The sequence below is a fragment of the Latilactobacillus sakei genome (genome assembly GCA_002953655.1).
In the GTDB taxonomy this organism is placed as follows: Bacteria; Bacillota; Bacilli; order Lactobacillales; family Lactobacillaceae; genus Latilactobacillus; species Latilactobacillus sakei_A.
Genome location: CP025839.1, coordinates 2,025,690 through 2,049,177 on the forward strand (window position 1 = coordinate 2,025,690; position 23,488 = coordinate 2,049,177).

At 43.8% G+C, this 23,488-nt stretch carries 22 protein-coding genes; 6 read left to right on the plus strand and 16 right to left on the minus strand.

The window, feature by feature from the left end:
- Positions 1–37: 37 nt before the first annotated feature.
- The 5 genes from C0213_10040 to C0213_10060 are packed head-to-tail and all read right to left on the minus strand — an operon-like array spanning position 38 to position 5,511.
- A complete protein-coding gene (locus tag C0213_10040) occupies positions 38–733 on the minus strand; it encodes an ECF transporter S component (protein ID AUX12727.1) in 696 nt (231 codons plus the stop codon).
- Positions 730–2,370, minus strand: a complete 1,641-nt coding sequence (locus tag C0213_10045) for a cobalt ABC transporter ATP-binding protein (protein AUX12728.1) — start codon at positions 2,368–2,370, stop codon at positions 730–732. Before C0213_10045 ends, C0213_10040 begins: the two co-directional genes overlap by 4 nt.
- Entirely contained in the window at positions 2,337–3,269 is a 933-nt protein-coding gene (locus C0213_10050) for an energy-coupling factor transporter transmembrane protein EcfT (protein ID AUX12729.1), read from the minus strand. Before C0213_10050 ends, C0213_10045 begins: the two co-directional genes overlap by 34 nt.
- Complete coding sequence (locus C0213_10055) at positions 3,218–4,033, minus strand: hypothetical protein (GenBank protein AUX12730.1); 816 nt, start codon at positions 4,031–4,033, stop codon at positions 3,218–3,220. Before C0213_10055 ends, C0213_10050 begins: the two co-directional genes overlap by 52 nt.
- 11 nt (positions 4,034–4,044) lie before the next feature.
- Positions 4,045–5,511 carry a hypothetical protein gene (locus C0213_10060; GenBank protein AUX12731.1) on the minus strand — a complete coding sequence of 489 codons (1,467 nt, stop codon included), beginning with the start codon at positions 5,509–5,511 and terminating at the stop codon, positions 4,045–4,047.
- A gap of 214 nt (positions 5,512–5,725) precedes the next feature.
- Here C0213_10060 and C0213_10065 point away from each other — a divergent pair, with 214 nt between their 5' ends.
- The 3 genes from C0213_10065 (at position 5,726) to C0213_10075 (ending at position 8,455) form a co-directional block, all read left to right on the plus strand.
- Positions 5,726–7,195 (plus strand): ABC transporter permease, encoded by a 1,470-nt coding sequence (locus C0213_10065; GenBank protein AUX12732.1) that lies wholly within the window; start codon positions 5,726–5,728, stop codon positions 7,193–7,195.
- A 15-nt stretch (positions 7,196–7,210) separates the two neighbouring features.
- The gene (locus tag C0213_10070) at positions 7,211–7,873 is read left to right on the plus strand and encodes an ABC transporter (protein AUX12733.1); all 663 of its coding nucleotides are present in this window, start codon (positions 7,211–7,213) and stop codon (positions 7,871–7,873) included.
- 93 nt (positions 7,874–7,966) lie between these two features.
- Positions 7,967–8,455 carry a methylated-DNA--[protein]-cysteine S-methyltransferase gene (locus tag C0213_10075; GenBank protein AUX12734.1) on the plus strand — a complete coding sequence of 163 codons (489 nt, stop codon included), beginning with the start codon at positions 7,967–7,969 and terminating at the stop codon, positions 8,453–8,455.
- Between the two features lie 46 nt (positions 8,456–8,501).
- Here the strand turns inward: C0213_10075 and C0213_10080 are convergent, their stop codons facing one another.
- The gene (locus tag C0213_10080) at positions 8,502–9,155 is read right to left on the minus strand and encodes an MIP family channel protein (GenBank protein AUX12735.1); all 654 of its coding nucleotides are present in this window, start codon (positions 9,153–9,155) and stop codon (positions 8,502–8,504) included.
- Positions 9,156–9,616: 461 nt separating this feature from the next.
- Positions 9,617–11,365: a DNA helicase RecQ gene (gene recQ / locus C0213_10085; protein AUX12736.1), complete on the minus strand. Its 1,749-nt coding sequence runs from the start codon at positions 11,363–11,365 to the stop codon at positions 9,617–9,619.
- 440 nt (positions 11,366–11,805) lie between these two features.
- Between recQ and C0213_10090 the strand changes: the two genes are divergently transcribed.
- The 3 genes from C0213_10090 to C0213_10100 all read left to right on the plus strand — a co-directional run bounded on the left by C0213_10090 (position 11,806) and on the right by C0213_10100 (position 13,335).
- Positions 11,806–12,306, plus strand: a complete 501-nt coding sequence (locus C0213_10090) for a hypothetical protein (protein ID AUX12845.1) — start codon at positions 11,806–11,808, stop codon at positions 12,304–12,306.
- 17 nt (positions 12,307–12,323) lie between these two features.
- Positions 12,324–12,836 carry a YbhB/YbcL family Raf kinase inhibitor-like protein gene (locus tag C0213_10095; protein ID AUX12737.1) on the plus strand — a complete coding sequence of 171 codons (513 nt, stop codon included), beginning with the start codon at positions 12,324–12,326 and terminating at the stop codon, positions 12,834–12,836.
- 115 nt (positions 12,837–12,951) lie between these two features.
- Positions 12,952–13,335 carry a hypothetical protein gene (locus C0213_10100; GenBank protein AUX12738.1) on the plus strand — a complete coding sequence of 128 codons (384 nt, stop codon included), beginning with the start codon at positions 12,952–12,954 and terminating at the stop codon, positions 13,333–13,335.
- 103 nt (positions 13,336–13,438) lie between these two features.
- Here C0213_10100 and C0213_10105 read toward each other — a convergent pair whose 3' ends face one another.
- The 9 genes from C0213_10105 to C0213_10145 form a co-directional block, all read right to left on the minus strand.
- Positions 13,439–14,080, minus strand: coding sequence for a DNA alkylation repair protein (locus C0213_10105; protein ID AUX12739.1), 642 nt, complete (start codon positions 14,078–14,080; stop codon positions 13,439–13,441).
- A gap of 20 nt (positions 14,081–14,100) precedes the next feature.
- On the minus strand, positions 14,101–14,838 hold the full coding sequence (locus C0213_10110; protein AUX12846.1) for a sulfite exporter TauE/SafE family protein: 738 nt from the start codon (positions 14,836–14,838) through the stop codon (positions 14,101–14,103).
- 19 nt (positions 14,839–14,857) lie between these two features.
- The gene (locus C0213_10115) at positions 14,858–15,469 is read right to left on the minus strand and encodes a histidine phosphatase family protein (GenBank protein ID AUX12847.1); all 612 of its coding nucleotides are present in this window, start codon (positions 15,467–15,469) and stop codon (positions 14,858–14,860) included.
- 109 nt (positions 15,470–15,578) lie between these two features.
- Complete coding sequence (locus C0213_10120) at positions 15,579–17,003, minus strand: L-arabinose isomerase (GenBank protein AUX12740.1); 1,425 nt, start codon at positions 17,001–17,003, stop codon at positions 15,579–15,581.
- A 156-nt stretch (positions 17,004–17,159) separates the two neighbouring features.
- Positions 17,160–17,894 carry an L-ribulose-5-phosphate 4-epimerase gene (gene araD / locus C0213_10125; GenBank protein ID AUX12741.1) on the minus strand — a complete coding sequence of 245 codons (735 nt, stop codon included), beginning with the start codon at positions 17,892–17,894 and terminating at the stop codon, positions 17,160–17,162.
- 10 nt (positions 17,895–17,904) lie between these two features.
- Positions 17,905–19,512: an ATPase gene (locus tag C0213_10130; protein ID AUX12848.1), complete on the minus strand. Its 1,608-nt coding sequence runs from the start codon at positions 19,510–19,512 to the stop codon at positions 17,905–17,907.
- A 22-nt stretch (positions 19,513–19,534) separates the two neighbouring features.
- Positions 19,535–20,917: an MFS transporter gene (locus C0213_10135; protein AUX12742.1), complete on the minus strand. Its 1,383-nt coding sequence runs from the start codon at positions 20,915–20,917 to the stop codon at positions 19,535–19,537.
- A gap of 299 nt (positions 20,918–21,216) precedes the next feature.
- Positions 21,217–22,293, minus strand: a complete 1,077-nt coding sequence (locus C0213_10140; protein AUX12743.1) for a GntR family transcriptional regulator — start codon at positions 22,291–22,293, stop codon at positions 21,217–21,219.
- Between the two features lie 184 nt (positions 22,294–22,477).
- Positions 22,478–23,431, minus strand: coding sequence for a hypothetical protein (locus C0213_10145; GenBank protein ID AUX12744.1), 954 nt, complete (start codon positions 23,429–23,431; stop codon positions 22,478–22,480).
- Between the last annotated feature and the right edge of the window lie 57 nt (positions 23,432–23,488).

The window sequence follows — 23,488 nt, forward strand, 5'->3', positions numbered from 1 at the left end:
GCTAGCGACAAAAATTACTTTTGTCGCTAGCTCCTTTTTAGTCCAATAAACCATATTTAATCTTAAAGCGATTTATAATCCGATACCACGATTGATAAAAACAATAAATAAAGAACACATTCGATAATGCATGCGCCAAATCGAAATAAAAACTCGCAATATAGGCTGCAATGAATGTTTTGAGCGATAAAGGATTAACGTAGGCGATAAAGTACCACAAATTCATCACCCAACCGAAAATAAACCCCCAGATAAAGCCGAATAGACACAGCCAATATTTATTGTGGGCCCAATCAAAGCGGCTAATCAGCCCGGCCGTCACGCCCATCATCCCCCAGCAAAACATCTGCCACGGTGTCCACGGCCCTTGACCTAAGAAAAAGTTCGAAACCAAAGCGGCCGTTGACCCAATCATGAAGCCAGCCTCTGGACCCAAAACTAAAGCCGCGACAATTACCACGAAACTTGTCGGTTGAACACTCGGCAGCGGCGCAAAAGGGACCCGGCTGACTGCCGCAATCGTCGCTAAAACGGCGATCATTACAATTTCCCGGGCCCGAATTTGACGCTTTTCAAAGCGCCAATAAAATGGCAGCATACTGACCACTAAACAAATGAAACTCAACGCTAAAAAATACCGTCCCTGTAATCGAATGATTAAGCCTAATAAAACCGCGATTATGCAAAAGGCAATCCCAAAAACCAGGTTGTTTTGCCAGTCAACGCGCTTCATCGGCTAACCTCTTCCCAAGTTAACGCCGCAGAGTCTTGTGGTCGCAAGAGTCGATTAATCGGGGTGGTGTAAAAGAAATTCGCTTGGAAAAACTGGTGCGGTGCTTCTTGCGCAACAATTGCGCCATCAAATAACAAGGCGCATTGGTTCGCAAAGCGAGCGCTAAAGACCATATCGTGGCTAGCCATGATAATCGTTAACCCTGCTGCTTGTAACTGCTGCAATAAGCGTCCAAGTGCTTGTTTACGCAGTGGATCTAAGCCCTTTGTCGGTTCATCTAAAATGAGCAACTTAGGATTAGCTAATAAAATAATCCCTAGTGCAATCAATTGTTGCTCGCCACCACTGGTATCTTGCGGATCACTGTCTGCTAAAGCAGTTAAGCCTAGCTTATCCAGCATCGCCGTAGCCGCTTCTTCTGGGTGTTCACGCCCTAGTTGAACGGCACGCCGCTCAAATTCAACCCGAACACTCTCCGCGCTAAACTGATCGGCCGGTTGTTGGGATAAATAGCCAATCACTTTAAATAACTGCTCTGTCGGCCACTTTTGTAATGGCCGTTCTAACAAACGGACCGTTCCGCGGCGGGGTTCCAGCAAGCCAATCAACACTTTTAAGAGTGTCGATTTCCCAATCCCGTTTTTACCGACGATGGCTAACCAATCCCCGGTATGAACTGTTAACTTAAGCTGATTCAAAACATACGGCTCATTTTTAGTATATTGAAAATCTAAATGGTCGGCGGTTAATAATGTTTCTTGCATCGCGGCTACTACCGGACGTAATTGATCATGAATGCTGCCAGCTGGCAATTGACGTTGCCCGGCCACGACCGTCAATGGCACTGGTTCAGGGGCCAATTGTTGTTGCCAAAAAAGCCGCGGAATTTCCGGCATGAAATCCCGTAAAGTCGATTGCTGCCAAATTGCCTGTAGCCCTTGCTCAACTGGTCCTTGATAGCTGATGCGGCCGTTTGTCATTAACCACAGTTGATTAGCCAACGGTAACACATCATCCAACTGATGCTCGCTCATGATAATCGTTATGCCTAATTCATCGTGTACACGTTGTAATAAGCTCATAAATTCTTTGGTCGCAATCGGATCTAATTGCGCCGTTGGTTCATCCAACACTAACAAGCTCGGTTGGAGAATCAAAATTGCCGCCAAATTAACCAGTTGTTTTTGGCCGCCGGATAATTCGTGGACCGATGCGTATAAAATATCTTGAATGTCTAAAAAACTAACGAGTTCTGCAATTCTTTTCTGAATATTAGCACTAGCTTCGCCGCTATTTTCCAACGAGAAGGCTAGCTCCTGAATGACGGTATCCATTACAAGTTGGTTCTCGGGATTTTGGAAAACAAAGCCGATTTTCTGCGTACTAACGGCTGGGTCGAGATCCACCACCGTTTGACCATTAAAGGATACCTGCCCTAAGCGTTGTCCCACTGGCCATAATTCTCGTTTAAATTGGCGTAATAAAGTCGTTTTACCGCTACCTGAAGGACCAGCCACGACCACCCAATCACCAGCATTGACCGTCAGATTAATCTCGGCCAAGCTCGGCTGATTTGCTAACGCATATTGAAATTGAAGCTGTTCTATCTGTGCAATTGCCACCATAAGTACTCCCATCCTTCCAATAATAATGGTAATCCATCAATCAGCAAAATCACGCTTAGACACGCCCAATCACGCCCAGTTAGCCGCAACGTGCCCAGAGTTGGATAAACGATTAACTGGCCGTTACCCCGACTGGCACACCAAAAGGCAAACAGACCACCGCCAACCAACACTATTAACAGGCCATAATCACGATGTGTCATTTGATAACGACGATAAGTACTTCTTTTTTGAACACCAAAGCCGCGGGCCGTCATTGAATCGGCGGTCTGCAGCGCTTCGGTCAGTGTATTGGTTAATAAAATTGCCAGCAAATGCATCCCTGCTTGGGCACGGGCTCTTAGCCGCCCGGTCGCCATTTGAATTCCGCGTGTCCGTTGCACGGCTGTAATATCACGTAAGCGCCGAATGAATAATGGAAAAAAACGCATCGTCATCATCGTCAGTAAGGTCAATTGCGGGGCGACTCCGCCGAATAACGCCAAAAATTTATGGTTGGTCATATGCTGATTATAGGCCACAAAAATCAATAATAAAACGGCCAAAGCGGTCGCCATTAAAAAACCATAGACCACCGCTTCCGCCGTTATCAAGGTACCGCCAACCGTCATCATAACGTGCGTCCCGTGATTATTGATAATTGGATTCATGATGACAATCAAGACCATCATCAATAAGGCACCTTGCAGCGTGCTAACTGTTTTCTGTTGATTTTTAGCAACCCAATTAACCACAATAATGACAATCAGTTGGCCACCTAAAAAGTAGGGGTGGTTGAAACCCATCGAAAAGCTAATCATTAATATGAAGTACACCAATAGAACTAGTGGGTGTAGTTGATCAATAATCAGTTGCGATTTTAGCCCTGAGGTGCGTGGCGATCGTGTCCGAGATCTTCCGTATACAGCCAATCAATAACATCTCCACTCTTCACATGATAGACACCACACGATTGATTTGAAAAAACACCGTTGACCCGATAGAGCCAACCACTCTGGGGGCCCTTATCGAATTCAAACAAGCCATTAATCCCTTTGACGTAGGCGCTAGCACCAATCCCCCGGTAGGCTAATGGCATGCCTTGTTGGCCTGTTAGCCGTTTTAAAACAGCCAATACTGTCTCCCCATCATCAATCGTTACCGAAGCGTGATTAATCAGAGCCGGGTTGCCTTCACTAATCGGCCCATAAACGCTTACCGTTACCTTCTTAGCAACCGGTTCAGGCTGTTTAGCTGGTGCTTCGTGAGCTTCAGCCTGCTGTGTTGGTTGCTGTGCTGTTGAACTTGCCGCACTGCTGGCTGATTGCCGCGTTGTTGGTGTAACAGTCGTTGCTGACTGAGAGGTTGGTGTTGGTTTTGTTGATGCGCTTGCCTGTTGTTCTTTTTTAGCATCCCTGGCTGGTTCAGACTGACTAGCCTGCTTGGCTTCTTTAGACTGTTCCTGCTTAGCAACAGTGGCCTGCTTCGCCGCTTTAGTCTTAGTGGTCGTCTTTTTCGAAGTCGATTCGGCGTGCTTAGCGACCGTTTTATGCGCAGTCTTTTTAGGTTGTGCTGATTGCTGGCTTGCGTGTTTGATCGCGGCTGGTTCTTGTTGCACACTCGCGTAGGTGCCATAACCGATGCCACCTAGTAACACGAGACTTGCTACGCTTAGTAGTAGGCGCTTTTTAACCATCTAGTTGCCTCCTAGCGTTGTTTTAACCGACGTGTTTGGTAACCCGCAACACCCAGTAACATGAATAATCCCGCTAAAACGCTGGCCCAAACAGATTGATGACCCGTTTGTGGTAATGCATCTTGCGTCGCCGTTGTCCCAGTCAATGGCATCTCTGCTTCTTTATTACCGGATTGTTTCGGTAATTGGGGATTTAAATCAACCGCTGAAGAGGACGATGATGAAACCTCACCGGCTGGCTTTTTACTAGGAATACCTGGCTCAGGAACTGGCGTTGGTTCTGGTTTGGGTTCTGGTTTGGGCTCTGGGTCCGGTTCTGGCACTACTTTTTTAAAGTTATAGATTGAACCCTTACCCTTCAATAAATAATCATATTGGCCTAAAGCATAGACCGCTTGTTCGGTTGACATTGATAACGCGCCATCATCGCTGCCCATCATCCAGCGGAATTGCCCGTCGGCTTTTTGGTAAGCAATTAAGTTCGTGATTGGTGTCGCACCTTTATCACCCACAAACGTTGTGGCTGGATTGACGCCAGCTGCGGCCAAGCCCAAGATGGCCATTGCCGTGCTATTTGAGTTTTCTTCAGTTGAAAAACCCCCAGGAATCAAGAAACCGCCTGTTGTTTTCACAAAACCGGTTGTTTTTAATAAGGCAACTGCGCGATCCAAAGCGCTTTGAACCTTTGGTTGATCACGATGCATGCCTAATGCTGACATCGTCATCCCTGTAATATCCAAATCACTGACTGATCCGAAAAAAGCCCAACCGCCAGCTGTATTTTGTTGTTTTAAAACTAAATCGATTAATTGATTAATCGTTTGGTTAGCTTGTGCCCCGTAATCTTGGGTGCTAAGGGCAATAATCCCGTAGACTTGCCCTGTGATACCGGCAGTAGCCGCTTTTTTAATAATTTCAGCAATTAAATTAACCCCATTGAATTGCGTGGGGTCTTCGCCAATTGCAGCTATCCCAATTGTCAAACGTTCCAAATCAGTTGCAGAATAATGCCCGGCCATTCCGGTTAATTCTTCGGCAAAGACTTGGTGGAACGTTGCTTTTTGAACGGTCGTTAATTGGGCCCCTGAGCTGATAAGTGCCAAGGCTGACCAAACTTCGGTGTCCTGACTTGCTACTAATTGTTGCGCTCCCCGTTTCAACGCCCCTTGATAATCCCGATTTAAAACGGCTTTAGCCGCTGATTTGGCAGGTTGTTCATTGGTCGTCTGCGCTGTTTTAGCAGGGACTTCCGCCACTTGTGAACGTGAAGCCACTCCTTGACTTTGACGGCTTGTTTCAACCAATTGATTGCTAGCAACTTGACTGCTAGTTGCTTGACTAGCACTAAATTGGCTTGTCACAACTGACTGCTGGCTTGTTTGAGTCTCCGCTGCATGCGCACTGGTTGCACTGGTAATCACCGGCGTTAATAGTAATAAACTCGCCCATAATCCGGTATAGATTTGTTTTCGTTTCATATAATATTCCCCTACCCCTACAAACTTAACTTTTAACTAATTACTCCTATTTTAACAATTTTTGGTCTAAAGCAACATCTTTTTAAAGCACTATCATTGGATTGACGGATTATTTTTCGTAAAAAGGCCTCATTTTATGCGTACTATTGTCACAGTTTATTCAAAATATCTGCCTAAACTGATTATTATTCAGTTTTTATAAGGAGGCATCATTATGAATTTTATCAAACGTGCTTGGCAAAATATTTCATTCAAAAAAGGCCGTAGCTTATTATTAGTCATTGTTATGACTGTTATTCTAGTCTTCATTATGGCCGGGTTACTCATTAGAAACGCTGCAGTAACAACGGTTAACAACACCAAACAACAAGTCGGTGCCAGTGTCACCTTATCGGCCAATCGTGATCAGGCCTTCAAGAAAATGCGCTCGTCGACACCACCAACGAGCACTTCTAAAACGAAGAAACCATCGCTCAGCATGCCTTCAGTTAGCTTAGCCAACGTCAAAAAGATTGCGCAATTATCCGGTGTCGCCAACTACAACGTCAGCGTTGCAACTTCGGCTAATGCTGATTCCATTGATGCGATTAGCACTTCTTCAGCTAGCAATAATGGTCCGATGGGCATGTCGCAATCCACCTCATCAGGCGATTTACAAATCACTGGGGTCCTCAATATGAAGACCCTCAGCGATTTCAAAGATAACACCAATAAAATTACCAAAGGCCGTGCTTTAAACAGTGCCGATGTTAATACTAACAACGTTGTGATTGAAAGCGAACTTGCTAAACAAAACAATCTCAGGGTTGGCGATACAATTAAGATCAAAGCCACAACGACTGGTAAAAAAGCGTACACCCTCAAAGTCGTCGGAATTTACAAAGCGAGTCAAAGTAGCAGCTCAAGTATGGGGCCTCAACAAAGCGATCCTTCTAATACGCTTTATACCGCTTATACCTTGGCTAACCAAATTAAAGGTCAAACCAATAAAGTCGACAGTGCCGTCTTTACTTTAAGCAATCCAACTCAAAAAACGGCCTTCTTGAAAGCTGCTAAGAAAATTATCAACACTAAAAAATTCAGCCTCACAGCAGACGATAGTACTTACCAAACCTTGAAACAATCAATGCAAAAAATGACAAATTTCGCTAATAAAATTGTTTGGTTAGTTGCCATTGCCGGTACCGTCATTTTAGCCCTGATCATCATCTTAATGGTGCGTGAACGCCGTTATGAAATGGGTGTTTTACTCTCATTAGGTGAAAAACGGACTAAGATTATTGGGCAATTACTCGTTGAAATGTTCATGTTACTGATTGTCAGCTTAGCGCTCGCCGGTATCGGTGGTCAACTTGCCGCTCAAGCCCTCAGCAAGCAAGTCATGAATTCCGTTACAACAAGCACCACAACCGACAGCGCAACAACTCAACCTGGCGGTAATGGTGGCCCTGGCGGCGGTCAAGCACCAAGTGGCCAACCTGGTGGTAATCGTCTCGGTGGTCAAATGCCCCAAGGCAATCCAACTAAAGCCAAAGCCATTAAAGCGAGCGATTTAAACCTCAAAATTAATCCGTTAACCTTACTTCAATTAGGCGCCTTTGGTTTCACCATCATTTCTTTGGCAGTATTACTGGCTTCAGCCAATATTCTAAGACTCGAACCACGAAAAATTCTCATTGGATAATTAGGAGGTCACATTATGTTAACAGCCAAAGATGTCAGTTATTGGTACGATTCAGAAGAAAATACACTCTACAAAGACGTTAATCTCAACTTTGAAGCCGGGCAACTCTACGGCATTATCGGTAGTAGTGGCGCTGGGAAAACGACCCTCTTAACAATGCTGGCTGGTCTCGACAAACCACGCAAAGGTGAAATCCTCTATGAAGGCACTTCACTTCAAAAAATCGGTTTGACGCAATACCGCAACCGCTATGTTTCAATTGTCTTCCAAGCCTACAACTTGCTCCCCTATATGTCGGCCCTCGATAACGTCCTAACCGCAATGGCCATTACTCATTCCGAGCGCGCAAACCCCAGTGAGTTTGCGCTAGAGATGCTGACTAAGGTCGGTATCAATCCTGATATGGCTCGTAAAAACGTTCAGAAACTATCCGGCGGGCAGCAACAACGGGTGGCAATCGTCCGGGTAATGTGTTGTGATGCACCAGTCGTTGTTGCCGATGAACCAACCGGTAATTTAGACGACACTAACACCCGGGAAATAATTAAACTGTTCCAAGAGCTCGCCCACGAACAACAAAAATGTGTCATCCTCGTAACCCATGAAAAAGAGGTCGCCGCGAGTTGCGACGTGCAATATCTATTGCAGCACAAAACCTTTGAAGAAGTCACTCTCTAAACTCGCTTAAAATAAACTGTCGATAGTAAGCTGAACGGCAGTTTATTTTATTGAAAATTGTTATACTGAAGCTACCAAATGGAGGTGTCTTCGATGACCACAATCTATTACGATTATTTAACGCATGCCAATCAAAACCTAGTCGTTGCCGCAACTGATCACGGTGTCTGCTTTGTCGGTTCCCCTAACCAACCACTCAGTGAGCTAACAACTTTTATGCCCGGTTATGACTTACGACAAGACCCCTCGAAACTGGCGCCAGCAATTGCCCAAATAACGGCCTATCTAACGCATAAGAGAACCACTTGGGATTTACCCCTCGACTTCTTAGGCGGCACGCCTTTCCAACAACAAGTCTGGTCGGCCTTGCAGGCAATTCCATACGGGCAAACCGTGACTTACTATCAACTAGCCACACAAATTGGGCGGCCAACTGCGATTCGAGCAGTAGCTTCTGCTGTTGGACGTAATCCGCTACTAATAATTGTGCCCTGTCATCGCGTCCTCCGCAAAGATGGCTCATTGGGTGGTTTCCGTGGCGGTTTAGCTTTTAAAAAACAGTTATTAGCGCTCGAGCAATAAAAAAGGTGTGCCCCCCTCGGGGAGCACACCTTTTTTAATCACTTTTTTAGCGTTCTTCGCTACCTAATAAACGACCCGTAAAGGCTGCTAGGATAGCACCCACGATTGGGGCTGCTAAGTAAACCCAATAATGAGCTAGTGCTGAACCACCAGCAAAAATAGCTGGTCCAAAACTTCTAGCAGGGTTTAACGAACCACCCGTTAAGTTAAGCGCAACGATAATCAATAAGCTCAATGTAATCCCGATTGCCAATGGTGCCATTTGACTATTGCCAAAACGATCACTAGTTGTCATTAAGATTACCAAGATGAAACTGAACGTTACGATCACTTCAACTAAGAACGCAACTCCTGCCCCAATTTTAGGAAAATCAGTTTGACCAAAACCGGTCCGACTTAAATCAAGCGCATTGATGAGAACTGATAATAACCCTGAAGCGACAATTGCACCTAAGAATTGCGCTACGATATAAAAAACGCCATCTTTTGCTTCTAAGCGTTTATTAATCATCATCGCAATAGAAACGGCCGGGTTAAAATGACCACCCGAAACGCCACCAAAAGCATAAGCCATCACAGTCACTGTTAACCCAAATGCCAAGCCAATCGTTAATGTATCAGCTTTAGCAATTACAACTGCACCGGTTCCTAAGAACACTAACATAAAAGTACCAATAAATTCTGCTGCATAACGTCGCATAAATAATTCCTTCTCTCTAACTTGTTGTGAACCCTATTAATTATACAATTAATTGCTTTTGAATGCATCAAAAAGGGCTCTTAATTCAGGGCATTAAGCAAATAATTTGATATTATGCTATTAAAAGCCTATACTTATTAATAATCTAGTCGTAAAATATAGGCTTATTTTACCCCTTTTTAAACTAAGTAAAAGAGATGATATATTACGCAAGTAACTGATGTCTATGGTATTACGCATGATAACTGTAAACTAATCGAAACAGAAAATTCATTTACGCGCATTTTCTTGGCCCAAGGCCCTGATGGTACACGTTATACATGTCTCTTACCAGACGCTAAACCAAACCCAAAATCCAATCAACATTTCGTCTACGGTAACCCCGCAGATGCGCCATACTAAGTATCATCAAAAAAGAGCCGCCAACTAACCGTTGGTGGCCCTTTTTATTTCCCAGGCAATTATTCAGCCACTAAAATATCCAAGAATAATTCACCATATTTTTCTAATTTATTTTCGCCGACCCCTTTAACATCTAACATTTCAGTCAGTGAGGTTGGCATAATTTCACACATTGAATACAACGTCTTATCCGAGAAGATTACAAATGGTGGTACACCCTGTTCCTCAGCTAAATCACGGCGTAGTTCCCGTAAGCGTTCGAATAACTCATTGTCTTCAGGCAATGTTTTTTGAACTTTAGCGGCCATTTTACGCGTCACTTTTTCTTGGCCTTTAAGCACCTTGACGCCCGCTAACGTGATTTGTAAAACGGGATATTGACCACCAGAAGCCCGTAAATAGCCCGACGCGACTAAGTAATCAATCAAGCCACTAACTTCTTTTTGCGAATCGCCCCGCATCAAACCGTATGTTGGCAACTCGTCAAAACGAAACTGCATAATCTTCTGGTTCTTAGAACCCGTCAATACTTGTGCAACCATCACTTTACCGAAACGTTCATCCATTCGTTTGATGCACGATAAAACCTTTTGGGCATCAATTGTAATATCTTGTGATTCGCGCGTATCAAGGCAGTTACTGCAACGACCACATTTTTCACAATCATCATCGAAATAATTAACAATATATTGTTGCAAGCACTGCTGGGTATTAGCGTATTGCGTCATTTCTTGTAATTTGGCGTATTCCCGTTGCTTATTTTCATCATCCATTTCTGATTGATCGATGAAAAAGTGTTGAATCTGCACATCATTGACTTTAAAGAGTAGAATCGCCTCACTTGGTAAACCATCACGACCAGCTCGACCGGCTTCTTGATAGTAAGCTTCTAAGCTGCCAGGAATCTGTGCATGGACGACAAACCGCACATTACTCTTATCGATTCCCATTCCAAAAGCATTCGTGGCGACCATAATCGGTTTACGATCGTAGAGAAAATCTTCTTGATTTTGTCGGCGCACCATTTCATTTAAACCGCCATGATACATTGTGACCGGTAGTTTGGCTTTTTCAATCAACTTCGTGAGCCGTTCAACTTCTTTCCGAGTACTAGCATAAATGATGCCCGATTTTTGCTGGTTAACCTTCAAATAATCGATTAAGTAGCGATCACTATTTTGGTTTTTAACTACTTGAAAAGCGAGATTTTCCCGTGAAAAGCCAGTCTTAACTTCATGTTGAATCCCCAAGCGGTGCATAATATCATCCGCCACTTGTGACGTAGCGGTCGCCGTTAACGCAACAATCGTTGGTTGTTGCCGCATGCTTTTAATCGTGTCCGTTAAGCGTAAATAACTAGGCCGAAAATCGTGTCCCCACTGCGAGATACAATGCGCTTCATCGACGGCAATCAAATCGATTGTTAACTCGGCTAAATCCGCTAAAAAGTAATCCGAATCCAACCGTTCCGGTGATACATAGAGTAACTTGACTTCACCCCGCGCCGCCTGATTGAAGCGTTCTTGCACTTCACCTTGCGTCAAGGTACTGTTGATGAACGTTGCCGGAATCCCATTTTCGTTGAGCGCATCGACTTGATCTTTCATCAATGAAATCAATGGCGAAACGACTAGTGTTAATCCCGGTAACATCAGCGCTGGAATCTGATAACATAGCGACTTCCCACCACCAGTTGGCATAATTGCCAATACATTGGTTCCTGCTAATAAGGATTCAATCACATCTGCTTGGCCTTCTCTAAAATGATCATAGCCAAATTTTTCTTTTAGTACTGCTTGTGCCTGCATGCCATTTCTCCCACCCGTTAAAATTCCTATCTACTATCATAACAAAAAACAACGCCTTTGCGGTCAAAATAAAAAGGTCGCTCCTATTTTAAAATCCGGAAGCCACTAGCTGACAAATCGCTTAATTTAGTGTTTAATTAACATTAATTACCCCAGATGGAGGTTTTATGATGCTTAAACTGCAAGTTAACTTAGAGACCACACAAACCGAAATTCTTTTTGACCAACAAATATTGACCATCTATCCGGAACAACCAGCCACATTACCACCATTTAACGGCTTGCTACTGCATACAAATCAGCAGCAAATCACGCAAATCAACTATTTAACAAAAGCTCCTAAGGTCCTCCCAAGTGAACCATTTTTAACGCTCACCGATGCAGACTGGCCCGAAGGTCTACCCTATTTAGGCCGCTTGTTAGCCGAACAATCATCGGCCATTCAAACAACCGATTTGCCGGCCAAAGTCCCTAGTAATTATCACCAAACTTTACGCCCACTATTTGAAACGTTAAACTTAATTCTAGAAAGATTTGGTTTCAATTGGCAACCCGCGGCGGTCCAAAAAGCAAAACCGACTGCTAAGGCCCGTCATCGCTGGACAAAAACAATTAGCACCGTCCCCTTCACCATTGAAACACGACAAGCCACCGGCACTGCCATATGGCAAAAACGAAACGAAATGTGCCTCAAAGCGGGCGCAACGTTAATGCTGGAACCGCCCCTCAACAAGGATGGCTCACTCGGTTTTGCCGCTAAGATGGGCACCCAATTGCGCCATGAACACCGCGACCAAGTTCAGGATAATGTCACAACAGAAGACATTATCTTTAAAAGCGTTAATGAAGTGGGACTTTTTCTCTATTTTGGTGGCACCAATAGCTGGCTAGAACTGGTTGATCAAGCTGGCCGCTCAATTGATGACTGGTCAAAAATTTAATAAGGTAGGTTCGTATTATGCAATTAACAAGTACAGGAATTCATAATGGTTATTTTGATGATATTTATGGCGGCTACAGCGATGCCCGAAACGAAGCTGGTATGCCGACTTATTCAATTCCTTTTACAATTGAACAAGCGCCTGCAGACACCGTTACTTATGCGGCGATTTTCTATGATTTAGATGCCTATGAAGTCACTAAGGGCTTCCCTTGGATTCATTGGACTCTCGCTAATCTGAAATCAACAACGGTTTTGGCAAATAGTAGTCAACAGCAACCTGATTTTGTGCAAGGCGTCAATACGTGGCATAGTCCGATGACGGATAACCAATCGGCAGAGGCCTCTGCTTGCTACGGCGGTATGACACCGCCAAATCGCGATCACACCTATACTCTGACAGTTTTTGCGCTCGACTGTTCGCTTGATTTAGAGGATAGTTTTTACCTCAATCAATTGACAACTGCCATGAAGGGCCACATCCTTGATAAAGCTGTTCTAGAAGCAAAATACCGTCAATTTAAGCACTAAAGTGACAGACTTTTCAGCAGGACCTAACACTTTTGTTATCCGGCATAAAAAACATCGCTTTTTAACGTTGGTCAGTATATGATACTTTTATCAATTAATTAATGAGGTGCTTTCATTGAAAAAGAAAATGATTAGTCTGGTCGCCATTGTTGCGCTCATCATCGTCGGCTTTGCCGGTTATCACTACTACAAAAATACTTACCAAGGTGACGTTGGCTACGCCCAAGTGCCCGCTCAAGTGCCTGCCAAGCAAGCCACTAAGGACGATAGTAATAAGACCGTGCCAGGTACGTACAGTTACAAATATAAGCTAAAGGTCGTCAAAGTAGATGGAACACAAACAACTGTCCCTGTTGAAATTTCTAGCGAAAAACCAACACCATTGACACCTAACAGCTATGTTAAATTGGAATTCAATGCCAAACGGGTGCTAACAGGTCCCAATAATATTGCCAAGGATAAAATTCCAGCTAAAGTACAGGCTGAATTAGAAAAATAATTAAAAAAGAGGTTCGAGCAAAAATCATTTTGCTCGAACCTTTTCTAGTGAAGCCGTTCAATGGAAAAATTATAAATGTTTCGTGTGAAACATTTATAATTTTTTAGAGTTGTTTTAACGCTTCGCGTTGCGCTAATGCCGATAACGTATGGGAGTCAACAAAATCAATTACCCATTCCGGATTAGTCTTAGCGTAATCACGTAAGGCCCAGCCAATCGCTTTTTGAATGAAGAATTCCGGTGTTATTTGATCGGCTTCGATAGCGGCTTGCAAATAATCAATACACGTTGCGTCCTTGAACCCTAATTGCAGAATCAGCCCAACGCGGCGTAACCAAAAGTTATCTTTTTGAGCGAATAGTTGCCCGACCCATTCAAATTCAGCTGGATGACGCTTGATGTACGCACTAAAAACGCGTTTCCAAGGGTCCACACTATCCCACCAGGCTTTTTCAGTTACTAATTCGGCAAACTGTAATAGATCTGCACGTTGCCATTTACGGACGGCCCGCGCCGCAATATCGATTGCCACATATTGATATTCGCGCGCTTCACGCGCATAAAGCGCCTTAATAATCACCATCAATTCTGCCGCCGGTAACTGTTTCACAGCTAGCCAAAAGTCGCGTTCGTAAGCATGTCTTTCGGTCGCTTTGACACCATTAAAAGTAAACTGATCTTGCATATATCGCGCCATCGCTGCTTGGTTTTCTGGATGAATGGGTAACTCAAATATCAGCATCATTGGCCTCCTCGATAATGTTCTTAAAATGTTTTATACAATAATAAGCCGCCAAAAACGATTAATAAGTCATAAATGTAACGAACCATTGTTTGGCTATCAATTTTGGCACTAACCCAGTTTCCTAGCGGTATCACAATTAGCAATAAGGGCAAACTAATCCCCAATAATTGAACGACTTGGCGCGTCCAAAATCCTGCCAATAGATGACTAATCACGACGACCGTCCCCACACAGACAAAATGGGCCTGTAAAATACCGCGCAATTCCGAGACGGGCCATTTTTTCAGCGTTCCATAAATCACAACCGGGACGCCGTGACTGTTATAAGCACTGCCCATGACACCCGAAATAACCCCCGCTAAGTAGTCCCAAACCGGTGCTTTTAAATGTTGTTTTTGAACGCGGTGTTGCTGCAGTTGATACAAATTATAACTACCATATATGATTAAAAAACCGGCCAAAGTCCGTAATACAATCACTGTTGGCACATAGGTCATTAGGGCAATCCCGACCGGAACGCCCAATAATGAGCCAATGACGAGCCGGCGCACAATTGCGATATCAATCTGCCGGCGGTGCTGAACAACCGCTGGAATGGCCACGATGAGGCCTAAAGCTCCGATTAAGGCCGTCGCCGATTTTAAATCAAATGCCACTAATGCTAATAACGGCATCGTCACTAACGCTTCACCAAAGCCAAAAACAGTTCGCGTAAAGGCCCCTAATAGGACAATTAAAACGACAATCACTAGCGTCATCATTTAAGAAAGGCCTCCTCTACACCGTCTTGTTCCAAAGGACCTTTTTATACGGTTGGCCTTGGCCTGCTAAGACTGATAGGCTCGCGTTTGCGACCATTTTTTGATCACGAATCCCACTAAACGGTACGCCTAAAAGAGTCCCCATGACAAACAATAAAACAATCCCGTGGGCCACAATTAAAACGTGGCCTTCTGGATAAGCTTGTTGCGCTTGGTCAATAACTGTCATGGCCCGGTTTAAAACGGATTGGTAGGATTCCGCGTGAAGCTGGTCGGCCTCAAATAAATCTGGATGGTGAAAGTAATTATCAAATTGCGGATGTTTTTCTTGCGCCGCTACCGGCTGTGCTTCCCAATCACCTAGCACCATTTCCCGTAGTTGGGGGACAATCGTTAACGCCGGTTGCCCAACACGCGTTTGCGCCAGTACGTGTTCCGCGGTTGTTTGGGCACGTTGGAGTGGTGATGTTAAAATGGCATCAAAAACTTGGTCGCCTAGATAATCACCCAAGCGGTCTGCGGCCGCTAGCCCCGCTGGTGTCAACGCAGAATCGACCCCACCACCATTGAAACACTGTGCTTTATTAATCGTTGTTTCGCCGTGACGTACAAAATAAAAAGTTGTCATGTTCATCCCCACTTTCGTTTCTCCATTATACTATAAGAAAGCTGACACCATTCCAATCGCAAAAGAGGCTACGACAAATTTTGCCGTAGCCTCTTTTAATTTGACAGCCTTATTTAATATTGACGTAAGTCAAATCAAACAAGTGACTTAAATCTTGTAATTGTTCTGAATCAATAGCAAATGATAAGACTGTATGGTGACCGCCACCAACGGTTAACCAACCAACAGCACCGTCGCGTAAGCCTTGTTTTGGTGTCCAGAGTTGTTTAGCAACTGGCAAGTGTGGTGTGTCAGCTTCTGGTTTGTTGCCGCGAACATCATATGACATCAATTTGAATTCGTCGCCATAATCAGCCATTGTAACATCCACCGCGTCGCCTTGCATCCCAGTGAAGACTAAGCGTGCAGGATCATCTTTATCGCCGATATCTAATGGGTGCACTTCAACCCGTGGTTTGTCTGATGCAATTGAAGGATCAACTTCAAGCATATGTGAGCCTAAGATTGCTTCATGACCTTGACGTAAATCAAGGGTGTAATCTTCCATGAAGACCGTCTTTTCATTATGAGCCATAATCTTCAATAAGCGGTCTAAAGCAGCGGTCTTCCAGTCCCCTTCACCGGCGAAACCATAACCTTCAGCCATCAATAATTGGGCTGCTAAACCTGGTAATTGTTCCAAACCAACTAAATCTTCGAAGTTGGTTGTGAAAGCTGAGTAGCCCCGATCGTCCATAAATTTCTTCAAACCGAAGTATTCACGAATTTGGTATTTAACATTGTGTTCGAATTTTTCTGGTGTATTTTGACCTTCAACAAAGTCGTATTCTTTTTGTAAATCAGCATACTTAGCATCAATATCAGCCTCTGAGACAGCATTGACTTCTGCGACTAAATCACCGACACCCCAATAATCAACCGTCCAACCAAATTTGATTTGGGCTTCAACTTTATCACCGTCTGTGACAGCCACGTTGCGCATTTTATCGGCAAATGTTACGACTTTAATCTTAAATGATTCGTTGTAAGCCACCGCAACGTCCATCCATTTAGCCATTGCTTTTTGAACGTCTTCATCACCCCAGTAACCTGAGATAATCTTGTTACTTTTACGTAAACGCGCATTGATGAAAGCATATTCGCGATCGCCATGCGCTGATTGGTTTAAGTTCATATAATCGAAGTCGATTGTGTCGTATGGAATCTTGTTTAAGAATTGAGTTGCTAAATGAAGTAATGGTTTTTGTAATAATTTTGTCCCGCGGATCCAGTTCTTAGCAGGTGAGAAAGTATGCATCCAAGTGATGACCCCAGCAACGTGATCGTTGTAGTTGGCTTCTTTCATCACTTTTGTAATGTTATCAGCAGTTGTTGCGACTAATTTAAAAATAATTGGGTAAGGCAATTGGTGACTCGCGTTTAATTTTTCAACGATTTCCTTAGCATCTTTTTCAACTGAGCGGAGGGTTTCTTCGCCGTATAATGATTGACTACCTGTGACAAACCAAAATTCATAATTTTCTGTATTTAACATGATAAAGACTCCTTTTTTAATGTGCTTCTTTTTTTAACGTGCTTTCATCAACAGCTTCCTGTGCTTTGCTACACTTATCAAATCGGCGCTTGTAGCGCCAATTCGCTAAGTTAAGCAAGTGCTCAGAAGCTACCCATTGATGACGCACTTCCGCTTTTAACGCACTTCTTTTTTAGCATGTCCTTGTGATTGGGCGTTGTTTTGACCGTAGTAGGCATTTTTGCCATGCTTGCGGTAATAGTGTTTGTCCAACAAGAATTGTGGGACGGCACTGTTATTGCGCGTCAATTGAAGGGCGTGGTAATCCATTTCGGCCACGACTTCTAAAACTTTAGCGTTATAGACGGCTTTGTCTGGTGTGGCACCCCAAGTGAAAGGCCCGTGTTGACGAACCAGGACCGCTGGAACGGCTTCAGGATCAATGCCTTGTTCCTTGAAGGTTTTCACAATGACCTTACCCGTATTTTCTTCGTAATCATTTTCGATTTCGGCTTGCGTTAAGGCTTCAGAAACTGGGATATCCCCGTAAAAGGTATCTGCATGTGTCGTGCCAAGGGCGGGCACCGGAATACCGGCTTCAGCAAATGAAACGGCCCAAGGTGAATGCGTATGCACAATGCCACCGATTTCTGGAAATTCATTGTATAAAACGGTATGCGTTGGCGTATCACTAGAAGGATTCATATTGCCTTCAACGACTTCGCCTTTTAAGTTCACGACAATCATGTCGCTTGGTTTTAAGTCTTCGTAATCAACACCCGAAGGTTTGATGACAAACAAGCCTTTTTCGCGGTCAATTCCGGAAACATTACCCCAAGTAAAAGTGACTAGGTCTAATTTAGGTAGGCGCATATTGGCGTCGTACACTTCTTGTTTTAGTTTTTCTAACATGCTTTAATCCTCACTTCTCATCTTTAATCGCAGCAATTGCCGCACTTTCAATTGGTAACCCTGCTTGGTAGGCTTCAATAAAGGTTTGATAACCGGCCACACCTGCGGCTTCTGGACTGAGCGTCATGCTTTCTGGATTCGTAAAGACGTTGTGATCCAAGAAATCATCGAGCGTTTGACCATTATTATCAGCGGCAAACATTGCCAAGACAGCCATGCCCCAAGGACCACCCTCACCGGCATTACTCATAACCGTAATCGGCGTGTTTAAAGCATTCGCTAAGACTTGTTGTCCAACGACAGGGGTTTTGAACAACCCACCTTGGGCAATCATGACGTCTGTCTTGATTTGTTCTTCCTTCACCAAGATATCCATCCCAATTTTAAGCGGTGCAAAGGCCGCGTATAATTGGGTTTGAATAAAGTTGGGTAAGTTGAAGTGGCTGTGGGGTTGTCTGACAAATAATGGGCGCCCAGCCGGCATTTTAGTGACATTTTCACCGGATAAGTAGCTGTAATTAATCAAGCCCCCTGCGTCTTGATCGGCATGGGTTGCTTCTAAGAACAACGTTTCGTATAACCGATCAGGTGCTAATGAGACGCCCAAGCGTGCGGCAAATTCATTGAATAAATTAGCCCAAGCATTGATATCTGACGAACAATTATTTGTATGGACCATCGCAACTGGTGAGCCATCAGGGGTCATCACCATATCAATATCGCGATGCACTTGTTTGAGCGGTTGGTCTAACACCACCATTGAAAAGGCTGAGGTTCCGACTGAGATGTTCCCGGTCCGTTTGCGGACACTGTTGGTACCGACCATTCCGGTTCCGGCATCCCCTTCAGGCGGCGCCATCAAGCTGCCCGCTGTCAAATTACCGCTTGGATCTAACAAATGCGCGCCGGCTGACGTTAATTGGCCCGCAGCGTGCCCCGCTGGCAAGACCGCTGGTAAAATGTCGGCTAATTGCCAAGGTTGTTGTTGAACGCGTTTGATTTGATCGAATTGTGCGACTAACTGATCATCATAACTTCCCGTTTTGGGATCAATGGGGAAGACACCGGATGCGTCGCCAATCCCGAGGACTTTTTCACCTGATAATTGCCAGTGGACATAACCGGCTAAGGTGGTCATGAAAGCCACTTGGCTGACATGTGCTTCATCATTTAAGATGGCTTGATATAAATGCGCAATGCTCCACCGTTGTGGAATATTGAAATTAAATTGTTTGGTTAATTCATCAGCTGCTTGTTCGGTGATGTTGTTGCGCCACGTTCTAAAAGGCACCAACAATTGATCGTCCTTAGAAAAGGCGAGATAACCATGCATCATTGCGCTGACACCGATACTTTTAATCGTGGTTATCGGTTCGTGATACTTGCTTTGGACTTCCGCAGCCATTTGCATATAGCTCGCTTGAATCCCGGTCCAAACCGCATCAACTGGATACGTCCAGACACCATCTTCTAATTGGTTTTCCCAAACATAACTCCCTGACGCAATGGTTTGAAAGTCTTGCGCTACTAAAACGGCTTTGATCCGGGTGGAGCCTAATTCGATTCCTAATGACACTTGACCGGATTTAATGGCTTGTGCTGCTTCAATTAAATTCATCATCATCTTTCCTCTCTGGCACTTATGCTTTATGCGCCTTGTTTGTGCCTTGCGCTTCAATTTCTTCTAGCGTGTGACCCATGGTTTCAGGGACACACGTTCTGATAAAGAGGACACCCAATAAACAAATGACACCGAAAATGGCGAAGACCCCTTCTTGTGGCATGGATGCGATCATCATTGGGAAGAGTAACCCCACTAAGAATGAACCAATCCAGTTGAATGATGAGGCTAAGCCGGATGCTTTACCCCGAATAGCTAGTGGGAAGATTTCACCGACTAAAACCCATGTTAGTGGTGCCCAAGTAAAGGCATAAAAGGCCACATAGAGGCATAAGAAAAATACAATCATCATTGGATTAAAGTTGGGAATTAAGGCATTCATAATGGCTGGTAAAATAAATGACAAGCCCATCACGGTTCCACCAAGTGTTAACAACGTCCGCCGTTTGAACTTATCGGCGATGACTAAGAATAAAAGTGAGCCTAAAACTAAGATGATCCCTTGGATAATCGGCCACATCAATGCTGAACTCGCGGCTTTGCCCGTTGCCTTTTCCACAATCAATGGGATGTAGTAGAAAATGGCGTTAGCGCCTTGGAATTGTTGAAAACCAGCAACCCCAATTCCGGCAATCACGAGATAGCGATATTTGCCACTTAAAAGCGTTTTCATCGAAGTGCTTTGTTGCACGTTACTTTCCATGCCGGCCGTTGTCTGAATATTCGTTAATTCAGTTTCGACCTCATCTTTTGAACGGATATAACCAAGAACTTGGCGTGCTTCATCTAACCGATTATGTTTCACCAAGAACCGTGGTGATTCTGGTAACCGTAAAACACCTAAGTAAAGAATAACCGCTGGTACTGCGGCAAGCCCTAACATTAAGCGCCATGCTAATTGTTCAGGCAAACCTTTTAATAGATAATCCACAATATAAGACAACAACATTCCGGAAACAATCATCGTTTGATTAATCCCTGTGAGTCGCCCTCTTAGTCTAGCTGGTGCCATTTCAGACATATATGCCGGTACTAAGGCGGATGCTGCTCCGACTGCTAATCCCAAGAAAACCCGGACAGCGATTAAGTAAACTTGTCCGTCGTTTGGCGAGAATGCTGATAATAATGAGCCGATTGCAAAAATCAAAGATGATAGCAAAATCATCTTCCGCCGCCCCCATTTATCTGATAACTGTCCAGCAAGTGCGCCACCGAAGATTGCACCGAACATGACTGCCGATGTAATCCAACCAACAACCCCGGCATTATTCTCTAAATGCCAGTCGTGTTGTAGAAAGGGTAACGCTCCCGTCATTACGCCAATATCATAACCAAACAAGATCCCACCAAATGAGCCAAAGAAGTAAATAAAACTACTTGGAATTTTTTTAGCTTGCGTCATGCTTTTTTCCTCCATCTTTTTTAAGCCTATTTAACGTACTTTTTAAATGACCGTTTCGCTTTATAAAACGGTTTCAATTTGTCGACAAATTCAGTCTATAACTTTTATTCGAATAAATCAATATAATTATTTTTGATTCGAATTAATATAAGTAAGCGTCATCATTTTAAACCGCATGTTATTGGGCTTTTGATCTGCTATAATTTTTTAAAATTAATTTCCGCCTATTTTATTTATTCGAATAATTACAGCAATAAAAAAAGAGGCCATCGTTAGATAGCCTCTTTTAAGAGTCCTGTTTATTTAACTGTTCCAGCAGAGTCCCGTTTAATTAATGGTGGTTGGTATAGGATCGATTCGACCGGTTTATCCTGAATCATATCTAAGACCATCTGCCCCGCATCTTCACCCATCTTCGTCTTATTATGGTTGAGTGTTGTCAGGCTAGGGCTGATGTACCGTGACATTTGATAATCATCAAACCCCACCACCGAAATATCTGTCGGAACTTTCAACCCTTTTGATTTCAGAAAATCAATGACCCGAATCGCAAGTTGATCGTTGTAACAAACAATTGCCGTTGGGACTTCTGAGCCCTGTAAATAATCTGCCACACGTTTCAAGACTTTCTCAAAACTGTCGCCTGATTGATACATAATTAAATTACTCTTATACGCAATTGCGGGTTGTTGTTGGTAAGCTTGAATAAAGCCATTCATCCGGTGAACACCTTGCAAATCCCCCACTTGGAAAATACCGAGCATCGCTTCATGACCGAGTTCAAAGAGGTAGTTAACCATCTCTTTTTCTGCCTCTAAATCATCATTAGTAATGACTGGAAAATTCAATTCTGGGTAGGAAGCATTGATAAAGAGCGTTGGGATTTGATCGTCTTGAATCTCGTGATATAAATCCATATTCGGATTTTTAAGCGCACTTTGAGTGGGTTCGATAATCAAACCGGCAACCTTGTTATCAAGCATATTAATCAGACTCTTGCGCTCTTTTTCATGATTATTATGCGTGTTGCTAATCAGAATTGAATAACCCTTTTCAGAAAGCACCCGATCAATCCCAGAAATAATACTTGGGAAAATGTAGTCTGCAATATGGGTTGTGATGATGCCAATAACCTTGCTATCAGCATCATTCGTCCATTCACGGTGCCAATCTTGAACAAACATCCCACCCCCTTGAATCCGATTGATGAAGTGTTCTTCTTCTAAATCGCCGACTGCCCGACGAATGGTATACCGCGAAACATCGTACTGCGCCATTAATTCAGTTTCAGTTGGTAATTTATCCCCAATTGAATACTGACCGGAAATAATTGCTTCTTTTAAGGCTTCTTTTACTTTTTTAAATTTATTTTGCATACTTTTACTCCACCAATCAATTTTAAATTAATTCGAAATTGATTGCTAATTGATGTGATTTTTAATAATTTGTTTGAATACTTCTAGCATAGCAAAGTTTGCCCTATTTTCCAATCCGTAAACCCGCTATATTAAAAAAAGGCCCTGCAGACAAAATTTCTTTTGTCTACAGCGCCCTCTATAATTATTTCTTCAAATTCAATCCGGCCGGTTGTTGGTCGGCGGGTGTGTTGGCTGCTAATACTTGATCATGCGCAACCGTGCCGGCGTAAATATCGTCTGTTAAGACGTTGCGACGGTGTTTGATGATCCGGTAAACATGTAACACTAGCACTGCCACGTTAATGGCAAGGGCCAATGCACTGACCGTCATCAAAGCGGCGCTACTATGCGTACTTTGCACTGAAAATTGTGAGTCCGTCACGAAGGCAGGATAACTCATCGTAAACATCATCCAAAAAGCCAAGGTTTGCGCGCGTGCTTGTAACCAACTGCCTTTTTTCACGAAGAAAGCAGCTAACGTACATGAAATCAATAAAGCCGCCCCTGCGTAGAATGAGTGATCGCCAACGCAGTTATATACATAGGCAAAGTTCCAAACATCATAGGCGATAATCCACGGCCAGATTTGATCGGGCCAGATCATGTCTTTTTGTTTGTCGTGGCTGATAATAATCCCAAACCAACCAGAAATCGTAATAATATTGATGATTCCGGCAATCCCGTTCATGATATTCCAAGCGCCACCGTTCATGACAACGCCATCCACTAAGCCGTGTAAGCCAGCCACTTGGAAGTCCCGAATAACGGCTTCCATAATATTGAAGGCCAAGATAGCCGGTGGGAAAATCAACGCCCACTTATTGTGTTGCAATTTAGGCATAAAACGCAATGCCATAAAGCCTAAACATCCGGCCAGCGCTGAGTAAACTTTAACCCAGTGGAACCAGGTCCCAGTACTACTATCAGGACCAGCCGTCGTTGGCCAAACAAAAATCGTTAAAATAATAGGTAGTCCAACAAATAATAATAATGCCACCCATTTGTTAGCCCGTGCGGCTTCGTTTAACAGCATTAAAGCTGCAACGACCCCCATCCAAACGAGCCAATCGATCCCCGCAATATTCTGAAATAACATATAAAACCCCTCCTAGCAATAATAGCTGTTTCTATACTTTTACTGTAGTCGGTTCTT